This window comes from Owariibacterium komagatae, from assembly GCF_045865535.1.
Taxonomy (GTDB): domain Bacteria; phylum Bacillota; class Clostridia; order Oscillospirales; family Ruminococcaceae; genus Ruthenibacterium; species Ruthenibacterium komagatae.
Genome location: NZ_AP031406.1, coordinates 1,090,559 through 1,109,442 on the forward strand (window position 1 = coordinate 1,090,559; position 18,884 = coordinate 1,109,442).

Genomic DNA, 18,884 nt, shown 5'->3' on the forward strand with positions numbered 1-18,884 from the left:
CCTTCAAAAAAGGGAAAGCTTTCGGCTTCCCCTGAAAAACGCTTACTTTTTATCGCCCGGTGTGATCAAAGAGCGCCGCATTCCGGGCGTGATGGTCAGGCTGGCCAGATGAGGGAACGCCGCCCGAAAGTCCAGTTTTTCCTTATCCAAAACTTTCCGGCATCCCAGATCCAGAGTGCGGATTTCAGAAAGGCCGCGCAAAGGCACCAGACTTTTCAGCTGCACATTGTCCCAGGGACGGTTTTCCACAAGCAGATGCTCCAGCCCGTGCGCACCGGCCAGCGCCGAAAAATCGTTCACCCGCTTACAGCCTGTAAATGCGATGCCGCGCACCGCAGGCGTCGCAGACATCTGCCACAGCTCGCACAGATTCGGGCACTTCCACACACCCACCCACTGCAAATCATGTAGCATGGCCAGCGGGGCAAGTGTGCGCAGCTGCAAGCTGTCCCGCACGATCACGCAGACAGCATCCAGCCGTCCGCGCACCGCATTGGCCAGCGTGTCATCATCGACATTTTCCACGATCAAAGCCGGTTCCGCCGGAACATTACCGCCCAGTGCAAAGGGATAAAAATCCGGAAAACGCTCAATCAAATCCGGACTGACATGCAACGACATCTATTCACCCTCCCTGCATTCAGCGGGAACAGCGCTCCACAAACGCCGCACACCGCCGCGGAATCCCGCTTTTTCAAACAGGCGCTGCGCCTGTTCATCCCGGACATAAACAAAAATATCTTCATAGCCCCTGTCCGGCTGGGCCGCAAACTCCACCGCGGCCGACAAAACCGCCGCGCCGTAACCCTTTTGTCTCTGATTGGGCGCTGTGTACAGGCCCCACAGGCGAAATGCCGCGCCGTAACCCATGCCGAAACAGCAGCTGACCGGAATTTCCGCCCGGTTCAATGCAAAAAACACCCGTGCACCGGATTTGATCTGACGGTTTGCCACCAGAAGGCCATCCTCTCCGCCCCATTCGCGCACAAGCACTTCCCAGTTTCCTTCAAGGCGGGTCGTTATCATCTGCACCTTGCATTTCCGGCGCACCAGAAAAGGGCTGGGCTCCAGGCACTGCGTCAGCCTTCTGCATTCGTACTCTTTCACCGAGTAGCCCCGCTGTTCCAGCAAACCGCGGCACTCGTCCAGAGAGACGCTGTCGGGCGCACTGCACACCCGGCAAACCGCCCCTGCGCTTTTCAGCTTTGCCTCGATGGCGTCCAGGCTCTTGCCCGCGCCGTTCATTTGTTTCAGCACGCCGTAATTCGCCGCGGCAAATCCAGCCGCGCCCTCTGCCCAGAATACACGATATCCTTCTTTTTCATCATAAGAAAGATATTTTTTCGGGCAATGGATCTCATAGCGTTCGCCGTCCGTCATGTTCTGTCCTGCTTTCTGATGTTCGCCTGCACGATGCCAAAGGCCGGATACGTCCCATACAGGTAGTGGGCGATGGCTTCCATCAGGCGATAATCCTCTTCCGAATCGATGTCGATGATGCCGGTGTCGAACATCTCGTACATGCCGATCTTTCCATCCCACAAAAAGCCCGTTTCATTCTCCAGAAGGAACTTGCGGCCGAATACGTAGATGGAAGCATTCAAATCAAACACCGGCGGGGTCTGCTGCCGCGCCGTAAAATGATGATCGATCACACGCTTGGCATAGCCGTTCTCCAGTTTTGCCATGTTGAAATAAGGCGTGCGCCGGGCCGGGCATACGCTGAACACAAGGTCCAGTTCCGGGCGGCTTTTCTTCATCTCATACGCGCCGGACACATCCTTTTCCTGGCGCAAAGGACTGGTGATATCCAAATCAATCAGGTTCTCATACTGCCGGCCGGTCAACGCCTCCATCTGACGCAGGCTGTGCTGATACACCATCATTTTGGGCACCACGTCTCCGCAAAGTTCCTCAGGGCGGTGAAGCACCGTCACTTCCGGATAGCGTTTGGTAACCACGTCGATGAGCAGATCGCTGTCGGTGTTGAGACACACGTCCACGTGCAGCTCCGGGTGCTGCTCGATAAACAGCTGTGCCGCGGACAGACTGTAATAGCTCAGCGGCTGACCGTCGAAAATTTTCAAATTTTTGTTTTTAAAGCCCTTGCTGCCTGCCCGGCCGCAAATGGTAATGAGTACATTTTCCATGGTCAGATCTCTCCCAATGTCAATTTCAAAACATCCAGTGCCGTGGCGGGCGTATTTACGCTTTCGCCCGTGCCGTTCTGCGCATAATCAAGAAAATATGCCATCTCCCGCAAATACCGCTGATTGACCGGCTCGTCCCAATGCTCCACCGTGCCGTCAGCCAGGGTCAGCGTGCCCGCGCCGAAATCCGCGACGACTGTTCCTTCTTTGCAGAACAATTCAATGCTCCGCCGATACTGCCGGCCGAAATAATCCAAATGGACCTCTGCCAGCATGGTGGGATACCGCGCAATGTACACGGACAAATCATCGGAATCAATTTCCAGATCGCTGTAGGTGCCTTTGAAATGATGCATTTCCAGCGGCTTTCCAAACAGTTCCACCAGATAATCCCACTCGTGGATCAGATCGATGGTCACGCCGCCGCCCATCTCCCGGTGAGCAGAATATACCGTGCGGTAATCCACACCGGGGCGCCAGTCCGGCAGGTACGACGAGCAGATCACCCGGACCGAATAGGGCCGAAGTTCCGGAAGGCGGCGTTTCAGCGCCAGCATCACACCGCACCAGCGCATGGGCGCGGCCACATACGCCTTTTGTCCGGGCGCAAGGCATTGTTCCAGGTCAGCCTCTGTGCGGTCGAAAATCGGTTTTTCAATGAACAGCGCATCGGCCTTGCCCCGCAGCATGCGCAGCGATTCAAAATGCAGGCTGGTGGGATTGGTGATAAACGCCGCGTCAAAATGCTCCTGCCCGCTGAGGGCGCGCATCTCACCGGCCAGCAGCGCCTGTGTGGCGACGGGGAGTTCCCGCCCGGAAGACCGAAGCGCCCATGCTTCCACCGGAATGCCCTTCTCCGCGGCCACCGTGTGCAAATTCTGCAAATGCCTGGTCCCAATGGAACCAAGGCCCACAAACAAAACTTTCATACTCCGCCTCTTTTTATGCGTTTTCGATGCGCTCGATCAGCTCCAGCACCGCTTTGTCTTTTTCAAAGCTCCAGCGCGGCTGCTGGGTGCCGTCCAGCACCCCGAAGAAATTCACGATCTCGTCGCCGTAAGCATTCTCCACAATGTTATCGGAATAGCGGGCGTCATGCTCGAAGCTTTCATAGGTCTGCACGGGCACTTTGTCCTTGGCCGCAGCATCGTAACGGGCCAGTGTTTTGGGGTTGCCCTCCCAGAACAGGTGCAAACCTTCGCCGAACACCTCAAAATTGCGCACCGCTTTCGGGCTGACCACGTCTACCGCCAGAATTCCCTTGACACCGTTCTCATGGCGCAGCGTTACAAAATACGTATCGGGGTAATCAATTTCCAGCTCGCTGAGCTTGTCCTTTTCCACATACACATGTTTCACCGGGCCGAAAGCATCCAACAGCCAGGGAAGATCAATGGCAAAAATCTCCCGCACGCCGCCGGTGCGCTTATCGCCCACGAAAAAGTTTTTGTAATTTTCCCAGGGGTGCCAGTCCGGCAAATACTGACCGATGTGGTAAATGTAATTGACCGGCTTTTCAAATGCCTGAACCTGTGCCTTGATGTACTGGGTCTCCGCGCGATAAAGCATGGTGGATGAAAGGAACAGCGGCACGCCCTTTTCAGCCGCCTTGGCCGTGAGAGCGTCATAGCCGTCACTGACCAGATTCAGCTCGGTGAACACCGGCAGGCCCGCATCCAGCAACTCGTCAATGATTTTTGCATGAGTGATGGGAGCGGTGCACACAAAGGCACAGTCCGGATGTTCCGCGGCCAGCGCCCCGGAAATGGAATCGTATGCCCGGATTCCCAGGTTCTCGGCCTCTTTGCGGCGGGATTCGGTCAAATCCACACCGCACAGTTCTGCGTCCGGCTTCACGCTGCGCAGAATGCGGCCCCGGCGCTTGCCCATACTGCCCAATCCAACGATCAATACTTTCATCTTTCTGTTCCCCGCTTTCCCGTGATTGTCAAAGGGTACCAAGCGCCTTGTAAAAGTTGCCGTACCCCACAATGGTATAAATCAGGCCGGTCTCGGTCTCGGTATACAGGCACCCGGTCTCCGGTGCAGCCAGGATGCGCACTTCGCCCGCATCTGTCAAAAGCGTGATGCGAAACATCTGCCCATAGCCTGCATACGGCAAATCCGTCTGCCAGCTTGGAACGCACGACGTGTTCTGCAAAAGTTCCAGAAGCTTGTCGGTCTGGCTTTCGGTGAGCTCCACCGGCTTTTCCTTTTTGCCCGGCACACGGCTGGACAATGTCACGCTTTGCACCTGGTCGGTCTGTGCCAGCGACGCGGGCCAGTAGGCCCAGGCACACAACCCCAGAACGACCGCAAAGGCTCCGCCCAGACTGATCACGCGGCGCAGCAGAGATTTCCGGCGTTCCTCATCGGGCTCGCGGCGCCGCTTGATCTCCGACAGAATCAGCGTAACAAGCAGGACTACAGCAAGTCCCAGCAGCGCCAGCAGGCACAGACGCAGCGCCGTGGTGATCATGCCATCAAAAAACTCCGGTGCCTCCAACTTCTGGCGGCCCCACACCTTCCACACCGTGCTCCAAATTTCCTTGCATTTTGCAAGCAACGCTTCCATGGGTCATTCTCCGTCGTAAAAAATTTTGGGTTTTCCGCAGCGCGGACCGGTCAAAAAGCACTCCATTCCCCGCACCATGCGCAGGCTGGTCTCGCCGCCGTTGTAGGGGCTGACCGTGGTTTTCGCCAGTTGTGCAAACTCCGGCGTAAGCGCTTTTTCCACCGCAGCGCGGATTGACGCGGCGTCCGCTTCACAGCAGATCACATTGGGGCACAAAATGCGCCCTTCCTGCCGGCGGCCGATGTTCACCGCAGGCACACCCAACGTAGGCGTTTCCACCACGCCGGAAGAAGAATTTCCAATAACCGCCGCACAATACTTCATGGCGGACAGGTACCGCAGCACCCCCAGACTGGTGAACGCCTTATATCTCTGCGGATGAAGCGCACAGATCTCATCAATGCGCCGGTTGATGTCCGCTCCGCCCGCATCTGCATTGGCCTTGGTAAAAATTACGTGCAGCGGCACATTTTCCAAAGCGTGCAGCAGTTCGTCAAACTGCCCGACCGGAGATGCACCGCCCGCGGTTTCCGGATGATACGTCACCAGCGCATAGGGTTGCTCCAACGAAAAGTCAATGCTCTTTTCCAAATCCGCCCGGCTCAGCAGCTTCATATTGCGCAGATTTTCATCGCCCAGACCGCCCACGTTCTCCACCGTGGCGGGGTCCTCTCCCATCCGGATGACCCGGCGGGCATACTCCTCGCAGGCTGGAAAGTGCAGGCTGGCCATTTTGGTCAGACAATGCCGGAAATAATCATCCGCCGCGCCGTGCGTAACGTCGCCGCCGCTGATGTGGATCAGCGGAATCTCCAGAAGAGCCGCCGCCTGCCCCACAGCAAAAATCTCGTACCGGTCACCCAATACCAGCACCGCGTCGGGCCGTGCCTGAGAAAAATAGTCCACAAAACGATCCAGCGTGTAAGCAACGGTCTTTGCCGTGGAGAGCGCACTGCCCGTACCGAACTTCAAAATGTCGATGCGCGCATCGATGGGGGCTTCATCCGCCTCCACCTCCGCCACGGTATGGCCAAATGCATCGCTCAGATGAGCGCCCGTGACCACCACGCTGGGGCGCAAAATCTCGCTCTGTTCCATCTTTTTTACAACGCCCCGCAGCAGGCCCCACTCCGCGCGGGTGCCTGTTACCACACAGACCGTTTTTTTCATGGTCATTCCCTCACAACTCAATTTTCTCGTCCTCGGCAAAATCCCGCTTGGCCGTTTTGCCCAGAACTTCGTGCCAGCGCATGGGGCTGACTCCGTCGCCCGGACGCTTGGTGGTGATGTTCTCCTCGGTGAACACCTCACCCTTTTGGATGGGTTTCGCTGCTACGATACTTTTGCGGGCAATGGCTTTGTTTTTTGCCTCGCTGGGGCTGACGTGCTTTTTGCCGTCGCCCAAGGCCTTTTCCACATTGCGTACAGCACGCACCATGGCGGCCAGCTCATCCGGCTCCAGGCTCGCCTTGTGATCCGGACCTTCCATATTGCGGTCCAGCGTGAAATGTTTTTCAATCACACAAGCGCCCAGCGCCGCAGCCGCAATATCCGCCTCGTAACCCGTGGTGTGGTCGGAATATCCCACCGGCAGGCCGAACTGCTCCTGCAGGTCATACATGGCGGTCAGGTTGGCGTCCTCAAAGGGCGTCGGATACTCCGTGTTGCAGTGCAGCAGGGTAATCTGCTCGGTACCGCCCTCTTCCAAAACGCTCAGCGCGTCTTCAATCTCGCTCAGCGTGCTCATGCCGGTGGACAAGATCACCGGCTTTTTGGTGGCGGCGATTTTTTCCAGATACGGCAGATTGGTGATCTCACCGGACGGAATTTTCCACACGGAGAGGCCCAGTGTATTCAGGAAATCAATGCTGGGCAGATCAAAAGGCGTAGAGAGGTATTCAATGCCGATCTCATCGCAATAGCGTTTCAGCTCCGCATGGCCGTCAAACCCGAAATGGATGCGGCGGCACATGTCCAGCTGACTCTCCTGCGCGCCGGTCTGTTCCTTCTGATACTCGGCCTTCTCGGCAAATTTGCTGATGACCAGCTCCGGAATAGCCGTTTGAAATTTTACGATGTCCGCGCCGGCCTTTTTTGCCGCCAGCGCCATTTTTTTCGCCAGTTCCAGGCTTCCGTTATGATTCACGCCCGCCTCAGCGATGATGCAGATGGACATGAGATTCTCCTCCTTTATTTTTCTTTCTGCCAAAGAGCCACAGAGCCGCCAGCATTGCGGCTGCTGCAGCCGAAAGGCACAGTCCCCAGGTTGCGCCGGGCACCGTCCAGCCCAATTCCAGGCTTTGTTCTCCGGCGGTCAGCTCCACGGCACACAACCCGTCGGCCAGCCGGTGCACAGAAACAGGCTGACCATCTACCGTACAGCGCAACGCCTGAGACCAGGGCACGCTGATCACATACAGGCTCTGGCCGTCCGCCTGCACCTGCGCGCGAAACGTGCCGATTTCCAGCTGTGTCTGCTGCACGTTTTGCGACGCACGGTCGCAAAATGCCTTCAAACGTCCGGTATCCAGCACACAGAAGCGAACACCGGTCAGCTCCATCTCCTCGTACACGGCCTGTACCTGCGCACGCACTGTGTCACCGGCACTGTATTCTCCCAGGCACACCACGCCCCAAGTATACCAGATACCCGGCTGCGCGCCCACCGCGTCTGGAATTTCCACCGGGAGTGCTTCATCGCCTTCCCACACGGCATAGACAATTCCATCCTTTGGCACCGAAGCAGTATACTCCTGCTGCCCGGTCAGACGTCCCGTAGGACCTGAAACCGAAAGATCTTCCAGCAGCAGCGCGTCCTCTCCGCTGAGAGCCCGGAACAATGCATTCTGCACGTCGAACACATCCTGTCCCTCTTCACAGACGGGAATCGTCTGTTCCAGTGCCTGCACGTCTGCGAAAAAGCCAACCGGAAGAGCATACGGATTCTGCCACAACTGCAGAGATGTCTCTCCCGCCTGCCCTGCAAATACATAGTGAGGCTGAAGCGAATCGCCCTCCCGCGCAAGCAGGTATTTCAAACCGATCAGCGCCTCGCCAAAGGCGGTCCCGCCGGACCGGTAACCGTTCAAATCCGAAAAGCCCATGGCGGACAGCCAGTCGGTGTTGGCAGAGTCCTGTGTGGAACCAAAATGGGAAACGCCGTGATATCCCAGCAGCATGGGGTCGTTGTAGCTGCGCTGAAACGTCTTTTCCATGCGCGCGCCTTCGTCCAGGTGCTCGGTATATTCCACGGCTGCAGACGTCTCATCGTAAAAATCCAGATAATCCTGACGGGGATACTGCTCAAACCGGCTCAGCACATCAGCGCTGTTCCAGGTCAGTTCCAGCACACACAAAACGCCGTACACGACAAGCGCACCCGCGCGCACCGCACGCCGGGAAGCACGCAGGCACACAACGCAGACCGCACTGACCGCACACAGTGCCCCGCCTGCCACAAACAACGTGGCAGTGTACCACTCGTGGCGCACCAGAAAGCAAACCGCCAGAAAGCCCAGGCCCGCGCCGCCCGCACACGCAAGGCGCCACGCATTGAGACAAGGGCTGACCAGCGCACGTCCCGCCAAAAAACACAGCCAAAAAGAAAACAAAAAAGAATTGCGGTAAGGGAACCACACCGGCGGCGTCAGCCCGTGGAACAACAGCATTAAATCCCTGCTGTACAGCGAGGCAAACAAAATGCCCAGCACTGCGGCACTGGCCAGCTTCTCCCGAAGCGAAATTCCTCTGGCGCAGAAATACACAATGACCAGCACCACCACCAGCGTGCCGCAATACACGTTGGGCAGCCCTGCCTCCACATTGCTCCAGTCAAAATTGCCCGGCATCAGCCGATAGAAAAATTCACTGGCCTTGAAGCTGGTTTCTCCGGTGATGGAAAAACTGCCCGACATGCCTTTGTTCTGCTGCACATCCAGCAGCGCCGGAACCAAGAGGAAGGCAGGCAGTCCTCCGCCGCACAGCGCGCCGAACCCGAAGTCAACACAGCGCCGAACACAGGTGCGCCTGTCCAGTTCATGGCCGCCGGCCCACAGTTCCCAAAAAAAGTACAGCACGCAAAAAATGCAGGCCATGTAGGCAATGTAAAAGTTGGAAAAAATCGCCAGTGCCAGACTGACGGCGAACACAAACGGCCGCCCTGTGCGACACAGCGCCCAGATACCGTAACACACCAGCGGAAGCAGCAGCCACACGTCGTGCCACATGATGTTCTGAGAATACACAAATGCCCAGGCGCAAAAGGCATAACCCAGCGCAGGCAGAATCGCCCGATGGCGAAGCTGCGGAAAGCGGCGTTCCAGGAAAAAAGCCATCGCCGTACCGGCCGCAGTCACCTTGCACAACAGAACCAGCGCCGCGATCTCGGTGTAATACCGGGGATCAAAGAAAAAATACAGCACATGGAAGGGGCTGGCGCAATAATAGGCCAGAATGCCCATCAAGTTTCCGCCCAGGCCCTTTTCAAAGGTATAGCCCCAGCCGGAGAGCCCATCCAGAAGAGAACGGCGCATGTGGGCGAAATAGTTCAGATACTGACCGCCCAGATCGCCGGTCACTACCGTATTGGGACCGAAGGGCCATACACCCAGCGCCACATACACCGCGCATACCATTCCCGCGCACAGCAGCGCCGTCACAGCCAGAATCCTTTTTTCACTCCAGCCCTGCTTCATCGAATCCGCTTCGCTCCCTTTGGGCATCGCCCGTTTGTTCATTGCTGCTCCAGACGGCGCCGCATGTTGTCCAGCTCTTCCAGCTGGCCCATATCCATCCAGCTCTGCTCGCTGACGGGGTAAACGCCCACCCGGCCGCCGCCCTGACGCACACGGTCGATCAGGTCTGTGAACGGCGTCGGCGTATCCGGCTCGATCATGTCGATCACCTGGGGCTCCACCACATACACGCCCGTGTTGGTGAGGAAGTTCATCTCCGGCTTTTCCTGAATGCGCTCGATCACACCGTCCGCGCCCAGCTCCACCACTCCGTACGGAATGGTAAAGTGCTTTACCGCGCACACCATGGTGATGGCATTTCCGCCTTCCTTGTGGAACTTGTAAATATCACCGAAATCCGCGTCCACCAGAATGTCGCAGTTGGTGAGGAAAAAGGTGGAATCGATGCGCCCCTTCAGCAGGCTCAATCCGCCGCCGGTGCCCAAAGGTTTGTCCTCATCCACATAGTCCACTTCGTAATCTTTCTGCAAATCGTTGAAGTAAGACTTAATCATGTTTTTCTTGTAGTTGACCACCAGATAAAAGCGGCTGCAGCCCACGTCGGTAAACCGATGAATGATATGTTCCGCAATGGGCAGCTCTCCCACCGGGATCAGGGGCTTTGGGAGAATTTTTGTGTACGGATACAGCCGGGTTCCAAGGCCGCCGGCCATCATCACCACCGGCACGTCGGTGCGCTCCGGGGTTTCAATGTCCAGCCCGTCGGCAAACACCACGTCCTGAATGCGGCCGGCCCGGTCCAGCAAAGGCAGCGCGCTGATGGCGTTTTCCTTCAAAATCCGGCGCGCCTGACTGCGCTGCTCCATGGGAAGCGCTTTGGGGTGATAATTCGCCATGCCGCTGACCGGTGCCTCCAGCTTGCCGCTGGCCAAAATATACCGGCGCACATCGCCGTCTGTCAGGGCTGCCTGCAAAACGCCGCGGTCCGCCACAAACAGCACCCGCAGACCCGTCTCGTCCAGACGGCGCATTGCCTCCAGCACACTGATGGACCCCTCAATGAGAATATCCTCGATTTTCATAAAAAATCCCCCGTGCATTTATTCGGTGCTCAGCCCTGGGACAGCTCCAGCAGCACATCCACCACGCGCTGGGCATCCTCTTCGGTGAGGCTGGTGGAACAGGGCAGGTTCACGATGCGGTCCAGATAATGACGCGCCAGATCCGTGCCGTAGCTCTCGTTGCGCGGATAATCCGCCTGATCCTGAATCAGTCCCCAGATAGGACGGGTCTGGATCTTGCGCTCAGCCAGCCGGCGGATGATCTCATCCCGCTTCAGAGGATGCTCGTCGTAGACATACAGACTGTAGAACCACTTGTTGGAACGCACACCCTCACGGAACGGCATGATGCCGTAGTGACCTTTGCCGTTCAAACGCTGGAAATAGAAATCATACATCCGGTTCTTGTGCTCAATGAAGCCCTCCAGCTGTTCCAGCTGCGCCAGGCCCATGGCCGCCTGCACGTTGGTCAGTCGGTAGTTGTAACCCACCTCATCGTGCTTATAATTCAACTCGTCGGATTTTGCCTGCGTCGACAGGTGCTTCATATGCGCCAGATACTCCGGATTGTTGGAAACCACCATTCCGCCTGCGCCGGTGGTGATGATTTTGTTTCCATTGAAGCTGTAAACGCCGATGTCACCCATGGTGCCGGCGTATTTTCCCTTGAAGGGGCCGTCGGTATAATACGTGCCGAGGGCTTCGGTGGCATCCTCAATCACAATCAGATTGTACTTTTTGGCAATCTCCAGCAGACCGGGCATGCTGGCCATGTTTCCGAACACATGTACGACCACCATGGCCTTGATGTGCGCTCCGGTGCGCTTGTTGATGCAGCGGCCATCCCGCATTTCCGCGTTGGCTTCCAGATACTCCCGCACCAGCGTGGGGCAGATGCACAGGCTGTCGCCGCAGCCAATGAAGATGGGCTGCGCGCCCGCATAACGGATGGGGTTCACTGCCGCGATGAACGTCAGCGTGGGGGCGATCACCTCATCGCCCGGTCCCACACCCGCGGCCAGCATTGCCAGATGCAGTCCGGACGTGCCGGAGTTACAGGCCACGGCGCCCGCGGCACCTACGTATTCGGCAATGGCCTTTTCAAATTCGGGCACCTTGCTGCCGCCGGTGGACACCCACTCGCTGACCACAGCGTCGTTGACATACTCCTTTTCGTTGCCGCAGAAATTGGGCACAGACAAGGGAATAAATTTCGGTTCCATGTTTATTTTCCTCCCTCTCGCCGGGCGGCGCTGTGCAAACGCAGGGCCAGGGCGGCGGCATATTTCAAAATTGCGGCGCTCAAAGCGGGCACCACCAAAAAGCTCAGCGCCCACGTGCGCGTAGGCGTAAACCAACTCAGAAAACTGCGGGGTTCGTTGAAGGTAATGCTCTCCACATCAAACCGCAGGCCGTAATAAATCCCCGGATCGATGCGCAGGCCATAGATATCTCCGTAAGGCAGTGTGAACGTATAGCTTCCGTCATCTTCCACGTGCGCCCACACCCGGCACCGGGCGTCAAAATCCTCCATGCCCTCGCGCGGTTTGTAGAACAGGCAGAACTCTCCCGGCTCCATGTTGGTGAAGTTGAAGCGAACCGTCACCGTCCGAACCGTTTTAGGCGGATCCTTCATGACCATGCGCGGGTCCACGCTGATGCTCACATAGCTGTCCGGTCCGGTCTGCTCCAGGTCCGTCAGTTCAAAATCGCTCATGGAAACTTCCATGGGGGTCACATTGCCCAGCGCCCGCTGCACCCGGTCTTCCACATATCCGAACAGCGGCCAAAGCAGGCTTCCAGCCAGAAACACCGCATAACAGAACGCCAGCAGCCGTTTATCGTTTCGGAACAAGGATGCGCCCCATTGTCTCAGCTTTTTCAATCGCGGTATCCTCCTCCCTCGACCGGCTCAAAGCGCATCGCATCGCCTGTACCCACAATGCGGTACAGCCGAGCCTCGCTCTCCAGCCCGTCAGTGAACAGGTCCGCATACGTATCGATGAAGACCTCGTCAATGTCATCCAGGTAAAGCGCCGTGCACCCGGTGGCCTCCAGATAGGCACACAAAACATCAGGCGTCAGTGTCTTGCCGATGAATGCCTCCCGATCTTCCGCGGGATAATCCGAGGAAAAGGCGCCTTCACGAATCTCGAAATCCGCGGAAAGCTGACCGCCGCCGAAGCTGTAATCCAACTGCACGTCCGGATAAAACTCATAGTAATGAATGAACCAGTTCTTGCCGTCGTCGCTCTGGCTGACATAGAACACCCGGTCGTCTGAAGTCAGGAACTGTTTGGCCTGCTCCACCATGGCAATATCCCGTTTGCGCCCGGCAAAATATCCGTCGGAATAATCCACCACCGACAGCTGCGGCTGTACAAAACTGGTCACGCGCCAACCGCAGCCCAGCGTCAGCGCCAGCAGAAATCCCGCGCCCACACTGGCCGGCTTCGCCTGTTTCAGGCTGCGCAGCAAAAACGCCAGCGCCGCGATGAACCAGCCGATGTAATAGGGATAGATGTACCGGTTGTAGCTGCTCAGCGCCGCGGCCTCGGCCTCCTTGAACACATACACATAGGTGAAGCCCGTAAAAATATAGAACGCCGCGAATCCCAGCACGCTCCACAGGGCGAACCAGCCCACCGCTTTGCGGCCCCGCTTGTCCTCATAGACAAAGGCCACTGCCAGAACCAGCAGGATCACCAATGTCACGATGAGACCCGAGCCGTTGAGATAGCGGCCCACGGTCCCGTCCTGCGAACCGACGCTGAACATGGTCAGCTTGGTGGAGTAAAAAGCCTGGGCCATATTGCCCATGACCTGCACAAACTTTTCGCTCTTGTTGGGACTGAAAAGCTCCACTATGCCTGTGACCACCATCTGCACCATGCCCATGTTCTGCTCACCGCCGATGTCAAAGCGGTTGGCCCCGGTGACAGCGCTCATATGGGCCGCCCATCCGAAGAACGCAGCAACAGGCGCTGCCACCATGGATACGATCCAGCACCATTTGGCTCCGGTGCCCCGCAGGCGTGCAAAACGCACCTCGCCCTTTTCCAAAAACAGCAAATCAAAGCAGATCAGTGCTGCAGCAATCAGGCACAGCGCAAAGCCCATGTCCTTGGAAATACATTCCACGGTCACCCCCATCACCGCGCACAGCAGCACAACAGGCGTCTTCTCCTTTGCCAGGAAATACACCACCAGCGGTGCGCCGAACAGCAGTCCCATGGGAATATCCGCATAGCTGCACATGTAAAGCGGCGACACGTTGATGTCCCGCTGATACATGGTCATCAAATAAGGCACCATGCACAGCAGCAGTGCCGCGGGCACCGCCAGGTTCCAGCGCCGCCGTTCCAGCGTATACAGTCCTGCTGCAAAAATGGCAAACATCAGAATATCGTACGCCGCAAACACCTTCCACGGCGCAAAGGACGTTCCCAAAAACTGAAACGCCTCATCCAGCATCACAAGGCCGGGCACGTAACTGGTGACCCGCAGGCCCTGGGGCTGGAAGGTATACAGCTGACCGGTGGACTTAACCACCTTGGGCGCAATGCCCCAGAAGCTGAATTCATCCCACTCCATAAACAGCGGCTGACGCACGGCAAACACCGCGATCACCGCCACACTGGCCACCAGGAAAAACGCCGTGGATGGCGTGATCAGCTCTTTCCAGCGAATCTCGCCGCGCTTGCGGACCAGCCACACCAGGGCCAGAACCGCTGCCGCAAACCACAGGATTCCCGCGGGAAACAGCAGGTTGACACTGGCCAGCACGCTATACCACAGAATGGTGGCATACAGCACGAACAGCGGGCTGATGCCCGCCGGAACATTCCATTTTTTCGTGCAGAAAATGCAAAGGCAAACGAGCGCCCCAAAGGTGACCATGCACCCGGCGCCCTGCAAAAAAGCTTCCAAAAAAGCAACTCTCCTTCTCTTCGGCAGCGCCCGCTCAGGGCACGATGCAGACCGGACCGATGAAATAGTGCTGCGCCAGCAGCACCGCGCTGAGCACCGCGAAAAAGGCGCAGACGCTCAGTCCCAGATGAAACGCCTTTTTTCCGCCGGCGCGGGTCGTTTCAAACACATGGCTCAAAAGCGCCGCCAGCAGCACAAACAGCATCAGGAATGCAGGCAGCAGATAACGCGCCTGCACCCCCAGCACCCGCACCATGGCCACCGGCGTGTATGTGATATACTGAGCGGCCAGCACACCGCCCGTATACAGCACCGCCAGGCCGAACAACCCCAGCGAAGGCCGCAGCGTCAAACTGCTTTTTTCGTGTACCGACAGGGCCGACGCAAAGGCCAGCACCACCGGTGACAGCATGGACACCAGACCAATGTTCAAATCCATTGCGCCGAAGCTGCCCAGCAGCCCCAGGAACAAATTATTTTCGTACAAAGTGCCCAGGAACACCATGGCTGTGCGAGGCAGATTCTGCAGCACAAAGCGAAGCTGCTCACCCATGTTCACTGTCTCACCCAGCATGCGGGCTTCCTCGTAATTGGTGCGGAAGGCCTGTCCATACCATTCCACGCCCACGGTCACCAGCACCGCACACACCAGAACGACCACCGCCACCTGCCATTTTTTCCAGCGGGCCTTCCACACCCGGGTGGGCAGGATCAGCGGAATGACTACCCAGAGCAGATTGATCCAGGGCTTGACGGCGTTCATCAGCGCAAACGATGCCAGGAATACCGCCAGATCTTTGTTTCGGATCTCGTCCACACAGAAATAGCTGGCAGTTAAATAATAGCAGCCCAGCATCAGGGCGTCGTAGTTGCAGGAAGCGCCGATATACAAACTCAGCGGAAGCAGCATCACCGCCAGGAACACCGGCTTGTAGCGCCGGCAATTGCGCAGGGCCAGCCAGCACAACAGCGCATACACCGCCAGATTGGCCAGGCGTCCGGCATAAAAGCAGCCCAATGCCCCAAAGCCCACAACCCGCGCCAGCACCATGGCCAGCGCCTGCGGCAGATACGGCAGTACCTGCTTGATTTGAGACTCCCGCACCACAGGTGCGCTCGCCTCTGTTTTCATTTGCTCGTACAGCGAAAAATGGTCTGCCAGACTCACTGTCTGTCCGTTTTGCTGTTTGATGGCATAGTTTTCGCTGGACCCGCCGCCGTTTACATTTCCGGCGGCATCATGCTCCAGCCAATAGGTCGTATTGCCATTGGCCCACGCACCGGGGAACGCCGCCAGCAGCGCATCCACATCCGGGCTGAACGTCCGTTCGCCGTCAAAATCAAACCGGCCCAGGCTCACCGCATAGGCACGCAGAAAATGTTCGCTCTCATCCGGCGCCTGCATGGGCGGATTGGCAAAGCAGAAACACAAGCCGCACAAAAACACAGCCAACGCGGCGCGGGTGTCGAAGTTTTTCACAAACCGAACCACCAGCCAGGCCGCCAGCACCACTGCCAGCGCCAGCGCACACACAGCCAGCGTCATGGGAACCGGCGCCACCGCGTCAAAGCCGTAAAATACGCGCCAATAATAGACCACACCAATCCCGCACACCACGGCGGCCAGCGCCGCCAGGCCCCAGCCCAGTGTGCCGTTCAGGTGCAGCATCTTCGGTTTTTCACCGTTTTGCTTCATCAAATTCTCCAAAAAGTATTTTTAAAGTAAATATTACAAACTGTAAACGCCTGTGCGAAACGAATCCATATGCTCCCGAATCCAGGCAATGGTCTCAGCCAGGCCCTGTTCAAAGGTATAGGCCGGTTTCCAGCCCGTCATCTGACGCAACTTGGTGGCATCGCCCAGCAAACGGTTGACCTCACTCTTTTCCGGGCGCAGGCGCTCGGATTCGCACACGATCTTCGCCTGGGGATTGATCTGACGGATCAGCTCATTGGCCAGATCGCCAATGGAGATCTCCTGACCGGTGGCAATGTTGATCTCCTGACCGACAGCAGCCTCGCAGTCGGCAATGGCCATGAAGCCGGCCGCCGTGTCCTTCACATAGTTGAAATCCCGGGTGGGGGTCAGGCTTCCCAGCTTCAGCTCCTGTGCACCGGAGAGCAGCTGTGTAATGATCGTGGGGATAACAGCCCGTCCCGACTGACGGGGACCATAGGTGTTGAAGGGCCGCACAATGGTGACCGGCAGTTCAAAAGAGCGGTAGAAGCTCTCGGCCAGCCGGTCCGCGCCGATTTTCGTGGCAGAGTAAGGGCTCTGGCCCTGGAAGGGATGGTGCTCGTCGATGGGCACATACTGAGCAGTCCCGTACACCTCGCTGGTGGATGTCACCAGAAGGCGGCGGGTGCCCACATCCCGGGCCGCGTTCAGCACGTTCAGCGTGCCTTTGATGTTGGTGTCCACATAGCTGTCCGGGGAATGATAGCTGAAGGGAATGGCGATCAGAGCCGCCAGATGATAGACGATCTCCTGTCCTTTCATGGCCGTGCGCACGCCGTTGGGATCACGAATATCCCCCATAAATACTTCGATCTCGTTTTTGATTTCGGGCGGCAGCGTGTCCAGCCAGCCCCATTTTCCAAAGGAATTATAATAACAAAAGGCCTTTACCTTTTCGCCCTTGCGAACCAGTTCTTCCGTCAGATGGCTGCCGATGAAACCGTCGGCGCCCGTCACCATTACGGTATGTGCCATACTACCTCTCCTTATCGTGCATGGTGCAACATGCAATACTCGGTTATTAGTATACTATAAATGAGGCGCCAATTCAATAAAAGTTCGTCTGCGGGACAAAAGACGCCCCCCTTTGCTTTACAAACAGAGTCTTTACATCTATAATAGTAAATTGGTCTTGTGTGGCCAAACCAGACAAAGGAGAGCTTTCATGACCCTGACAAGCGTGGGCTACGCGCTGTTTTTCGCGCTGGTAGCCATTCTCTATTTTGCCCTGCCCAGGCGGTTTCAAAACGGTGTTCTGCTGGCAGCGAGCGTGGTATTCTACTGTTTCAACCTGCCCGGTGCCGAATTAGCGGATGGTTCCGCCCGCCCGCTGTGGCTTCGGCTTCTGCCGCTGGCAGTGCTGGCATTCAATGTTGTGTTCACTTTTTTTGTTGCGCGTGCCATCGGGGCAGCCAAAGACGCACGCCGCAAACAGCTTCTGGCCCTTGGTGTGTGCGTCAGTGTGGCGGTGCTGTGCTTTTTCAAGTACTGCAACTTCTTTCTGCCCACACTGTTCGGCTTTACGGCGGTTTCCTTCCCGCTGCCGCTGGGCATCAGCTTCTACACCTTCGCGGTGATCAGCTATCTGGTGGACGTGTATTACAAAGCAACGGAACCGGAGACCAACTTCCTCAACTGGGCGTTGTTCGTCTCTTTCTTCGCCACCATTACATCCGGCCCCATCTGCCGGGCCCAAAAGGTCCTTCCGCAGCTGCGGGAGCCCCGCCGCTTTGACGCGCAGCGCACCTGCGACGCCTTCCGGCTGATTCTGGCGGGTCTGTTCAAGCAGATTGCCGTGGCCAATGTGCTGGGGCTGTTTGTCAATCAGGTATTTGAAAACAGCGCCGATTACTCCGGCCTGATCCTGCCTTTGGCGGCCGCCCTGTATGTCATTCAGCTGTATTTCGAGTTCTCGGGCTACTCCGACATTGCCCGGGGCTGCGCCATGCTGCTGGGCATCGATATCCCGGTCAACTTCAAAACGCCCCTGTTCTCCACCAACTTTTCCACGCTGTGGAAACGCTGGCACATCAGTCTGTCCAACTGGCTGCAGGATTATCTGTTCACCCCCATTGTGTGGAGCCGCTGGGGCGATCACCTGCCCCGCGTAACCCAGAAAAACGGCAAAAAAGAGGCCAAGCCCTTTGTGGCCACTGTGGGAATCGTGTTCTTCATCAGCGGCTTCTGGCACGGGAACACCTGGCCTTTTGTGATTTGGGGCCTGCTGCAGGGCCTGTACCGCGTGGGAGAGGATCTGCTGCACAGCTGGTACCGCAAACCGCCCAAGCGCCCTTCTCTGCCTGTGCGAATGGGAAAAATCGCCGTGGTATTTGTGCTGTGGGCTGCCAGCCATGTGTTCTTCCGAATCGGCCTTGTGTCCGGCGGGACCGTGGGTGATTGCCTGCACTATTTTGCCAACAGCTTCACCGATTTGTCTTTGTCGCACTTTGTGAGCAGCTTTGTGACGGCGGTGGAAAACGGATTCTATACCCGCCCCATCATGGTGGTCGGCTGGTGCGTATACATGGCGGCTGTTCTGGCCATCGGTGTGTACGCCGATTGGCGCCAATGCTTTAAAATGAAGGATGCGCACTGGTCCACCGGCCTTGCTAAACTGCCTCTGGCAGCGCGCTGGTTGTGCTATTATGTGCTGATCGGCTGCATTCTGGTCGGCTTTATCATGCAAAGCGGCGGCTTCGGAACCGTCAGCTTTGCCTATGCAAACTTTTAAGGAGG

Annotated in this window: 16 protein-coding genes; 1 reads left to right on the forward strand and 15 read right to left on the reverse strand. The window is 57.3% G+C overall.

Features of this window, described 5'->3' with window-relative positions; all coding sequences use genetic code 11:
- Positions 1–42: 42 nt before the first annotated feature.
- From ACKTS9_RS05495 to ACKTS9_RS05565, 15 genes are read right to left on the reverse strand one after another with little or no spacing between them, the layout of a single operon-like run.
- Entirely contained in the window at positions 43–621 is a 579-nt protein-coding gene (locus ACKTS9_RS05495) for a hypothetical protein (RefSeq protein ID WP_349215692.1), read from the reverse strand.
- Positions 622–1,380: a GNAT family N-acetyltransferase gene (locus ACKTS9_RS05500; protein ID WP_349215691.1), complete on the reverse strand. Its 759-nt coding sequence runs from the start codon at positions 1,378–1,380 to the stop codon at positions 622–624. It lies immediately after the preceding gene.
- On the reverse strand, positions 1,377–2,150 hold the full coding sequence (locus tag ACKTS9_RS05505) for an acylneuraminate cytidylyltransferase family protein (RefSeq protein ID WP_349215689.1): 774 nt from the start codon (positions 2,148–2,150) through the stop codon (positions 1,377–1,379). The genes ACKTS9_RS05500 and ACKTS9_RS05505 overlap by 4 nt, the downstream gene beginning before the upstream one ends.
- A 2-nt stretch (positions 2,151–2,152) precedes the next feature.
- Positions 2,153–3,079 carry a Gfo/Idh/MocA family protein gene (locus ACKTS9_RS05510; RefSeq protein WP_349215688.1) on the reverse strand — a complete coding sequence of 309 codons (927 nt, stop codon included), beginning with the start codon at positions 3,077–3,079 and terminating at the stop codon, positions 2,153–2,155.
- Between the two features lie 13 nt (positions 3,080–3,092).
- Positions 3,093–4,070, reverse strand: coding sequence for a Gfo/Idh/MocA family protein (locus tag ACKTS9_RS05515; RefSeq protein WP_349215687.1), 978 nt, complete (start codon positions 4,068–4,070; stop codon positions 3,093–3,095).
- Positions 4,071–4,098: 28 nt separating this feature from the next.
- Positions 4,099–4,725 (reverse strand): hypothetical protein, encoded by a 627-nt coding sequence (locus ACKTS9_RS05520; RefSeq protein ID WP_349215686.1) that lies wholly within the window; start codon positions 4,723–4,725, stop codon positions 4,099–4,101.
- A 3-nt stretch (positions 4,726–4,728) separates the two neighbouring features.
- Complete coding sequence (gene neuC, locus ACKTS9_RS05525; protein ID WP_407879437.1) at positions 4,729–5,895, reverse strand: UDP-N-acetylglucosamine 2-epimerase; 1,167 nt, start codon at positions 5,893–5,895, stop codon at positions 4,729–4,731.
- Between the two features lie 10 nt (positions 5,896–5,905).
- Entirely contained in the window at positions 5,906–6,901 is a 996-nt protein-coding gene (gene neuB / locus ACKTS9_RS05530; protein ID WP_349215684.1) for an N-acetylneuraminate synthase, read from the reverse strand.
- Entirely contained in the window at positions 6,879–9,461 is a 2,583-nt protein-coding gene (locus tag ACKTS9_RS05535; RefSeq protein ID WP_407879439.1) for a YfhO family protein, read from the reverse strand. Before ACKTS9_RS05535 ends, neuB begins: the two co-directional genes overlap by 23 nt.
- Positions 9,458–10,501, reverse strand: a complete 1,044-nt coding sequence (locus ACKTS9_RS05540; protein WP_349215682.1) for a sugar phosphate nucleotidyltransferase — start codon at positions 10,499–10,501, stop codon at positions 9,458–9,460. Before ACKTS9_RS05540 ends, ACKTS9_RS05535 begins: the two co-directional genes overlap by 4 nt.
- A 29-nt stretch (positions 10,502–10,530) precedes the next feature.
- On the reverse strand, positions 10,531–11,703 hold the full coding sequence (locus ACKTS9_RS05545) for a LegC family aminotransferase (protein ID WP_349215681.1): 1,173 nt from the start codon (positions 11,701–11,703) through the stop codon (positions 10,531–10,533).
- 2 nt (positions 11,704–11,705) lie between these two features.
- Entirely contained in the window at positions 11,706–12,365 is a 660-nt protein-coding gene (locus ACKTS9_RS05550; protein ID WP_349215680.1) for a hypothetical protein, read from the reverse strand.
- The gene (locus ACKTS9_RS05555) at positions 12,362–14,410 is read right to left on the reverse strand and encodes a hypothetical protein (protein ID WP_349215678.1); all 2,049 of its coding nucleotides are present in this window, start codon (positions 14,408–14,410) and stop codon (positions 12,362–12,364) included. Before ACKTS9_RS05555 ends, ACKTS9_RS05550 begins: the two co-directional genes overlap by 4 nt.
- A gap of 34 nt (positions 14,411–14,444) precedes the next feature.
- Positions 14,445–16,106, reverse strand: coding sequence for a DUF2142 domain-containing protein (locus ACKTS9_RS05560; RefSeq protein ID WP_349215677.1), 1,662 nt, complete (start codon positions 16,104–16,106; stop codon positions 14,445–14,447).
- A 33-nt stretch (positions 16,107–16,139) separates the two neighbouring features.
- Positions 16,140–17,123, reverse strand: coding sequence for an NAD-dependent 4,6-dehydratase LegB (locus tag ACKTS9_RS05565; protein ID WP_349215676.1), 984 nt, complete (start codon positions 17,121–17,123; stop codon positions 16,140–16,142).
- Positions 17,124–17,313: 190 nt separating this feature from the next.
- Here ACKTS9_RS05565 and ACKTS9_RS05570 point away from each other — a divergent pair, with 190 nt between their 5' ends.
- Positions 17,314–18,879 carry an MBOAT family O-acyltransferase gene (locus ACKTS9_RS05570; protein WP_407879444.1) on the forward strand — a complete coding sequence of 522 codons (1,566 nt, stop codon included), beginning with the start codon at positions 17,314–17,316 and terminating at the stop codon, positions 18,877–18,879.
- Positions 18,880–18,884 lie beyond the last annotated feature (5 nt).

What these genes read in the sequence shown, in the direction of transcription:
- ACKTS9_RS05500 (WP_349215691.1), bottom strand. Translation starts at nt 1,380, where the DNA reads ATGACGGACGGCGAACGCTATGAGATCCATTGCCCGAAAAAATATCTT.
- ACKTS9_RS05520 (WP_349215686.1), bottom strand. Translation starts at nt 4,725, where the DNA reads ATGGAAGCGTTGCTTGCAAAATGCAAGGAAATTTGGAGCACGGTGTGG.
- ACKTS9_RS05570 (WP_407879444.1), top strand. Translation starts at nt 17,314, where the DNA reads ATGACCCTGACAAGCGTGGGCTACGCGCTGTTTTTCGCGCTGGTAGCC.
- neuB (WP_349215684.1), bottom strand. Translation starts at nt 6,901, where the DNA reads ATGTCCATCTGCATCATCGCTGAGGCGGGCGTGAATCATAACGGAAGC.
- ACKTS9_RS05565 (WP_349215676.1), bottom strand. Translation starts at nt 17,123, where the DNA reads ATGGCACATACCGTAATGGTGACGGGCGCCGACGGTTTCATCGGCAGC.
- ACKTS9_RS05515 (WP_349215687.1), bottom strand. Translation starts at nt 4,070, where the DNA reads ATGAAAGTATTGATCGTTGGATTGGGCAGTATGGGCAAGCGCCGGGGC.
- ACKTS9_RS05495 (WP_349215692.1), bottom strand. Translation starts at nt 621, where the DNA reads ATGTCGTTGCATGTCAGTCCGGATTTGATTGAGCGTTTTCCGGATTTT.
- ACKTS9_RS05505 (WP_349215689.1), bottom strand. Translation starts at nt 2,150, where the DNA reads ATGGAAAATGTACTCATTACCATTTGCGGCCGGGCAGGCAGCAAGGGC.
- ACKTS9_RS05540 (WP_349215682.1), bottom strand. Translation starts at nt 10,501, where the DNA reads ATGAAAATCGAGGATATTCTCATTGAGGGGTCCATCAGTGTGCTGGAG.
- ACKTS9_RS05545 (WP_349215681.1), bottom strand. Translation starts at nt 11,703, where the DNA reads ATGGAACCGAAATTTATTCCCTTGTCTGTGCCCAATTTCTGCGGCAAC.
- neuC (WP_407879437.1), bottom strand. Translation starts at nt 5,895, where the DNA reads ATGAAAAAAACGGTCTGTGTGGTAACAGGCACCCGCGCGGAGTGGGGC.
- ACKTS9_RS05510 (WP_349215688.1), bottom strand. Translation starts at nt 3,079, where the DNA reads ATGAAAGTTTTGTTTGTGGGCCTTGGTTCCATTGGGACCAGGCATTTG.
- ACKTS9_RS05560 (WP_349215677.1), bottom strand. Translation starts at nt 16,106, where the DNA reads ATGAAGCAAAACGGTGAAAAACCGAAGATGCTGCACCTGAACGGCACA.
- ACKTS9_RS05535 (WP_407879439.1), bottom strand. Translation starts at nt 9,461, where the DNA reads ATGAACAAACGGGCGATGCCCAAAGGGAGCGAAGCGGATTCGATGAAG.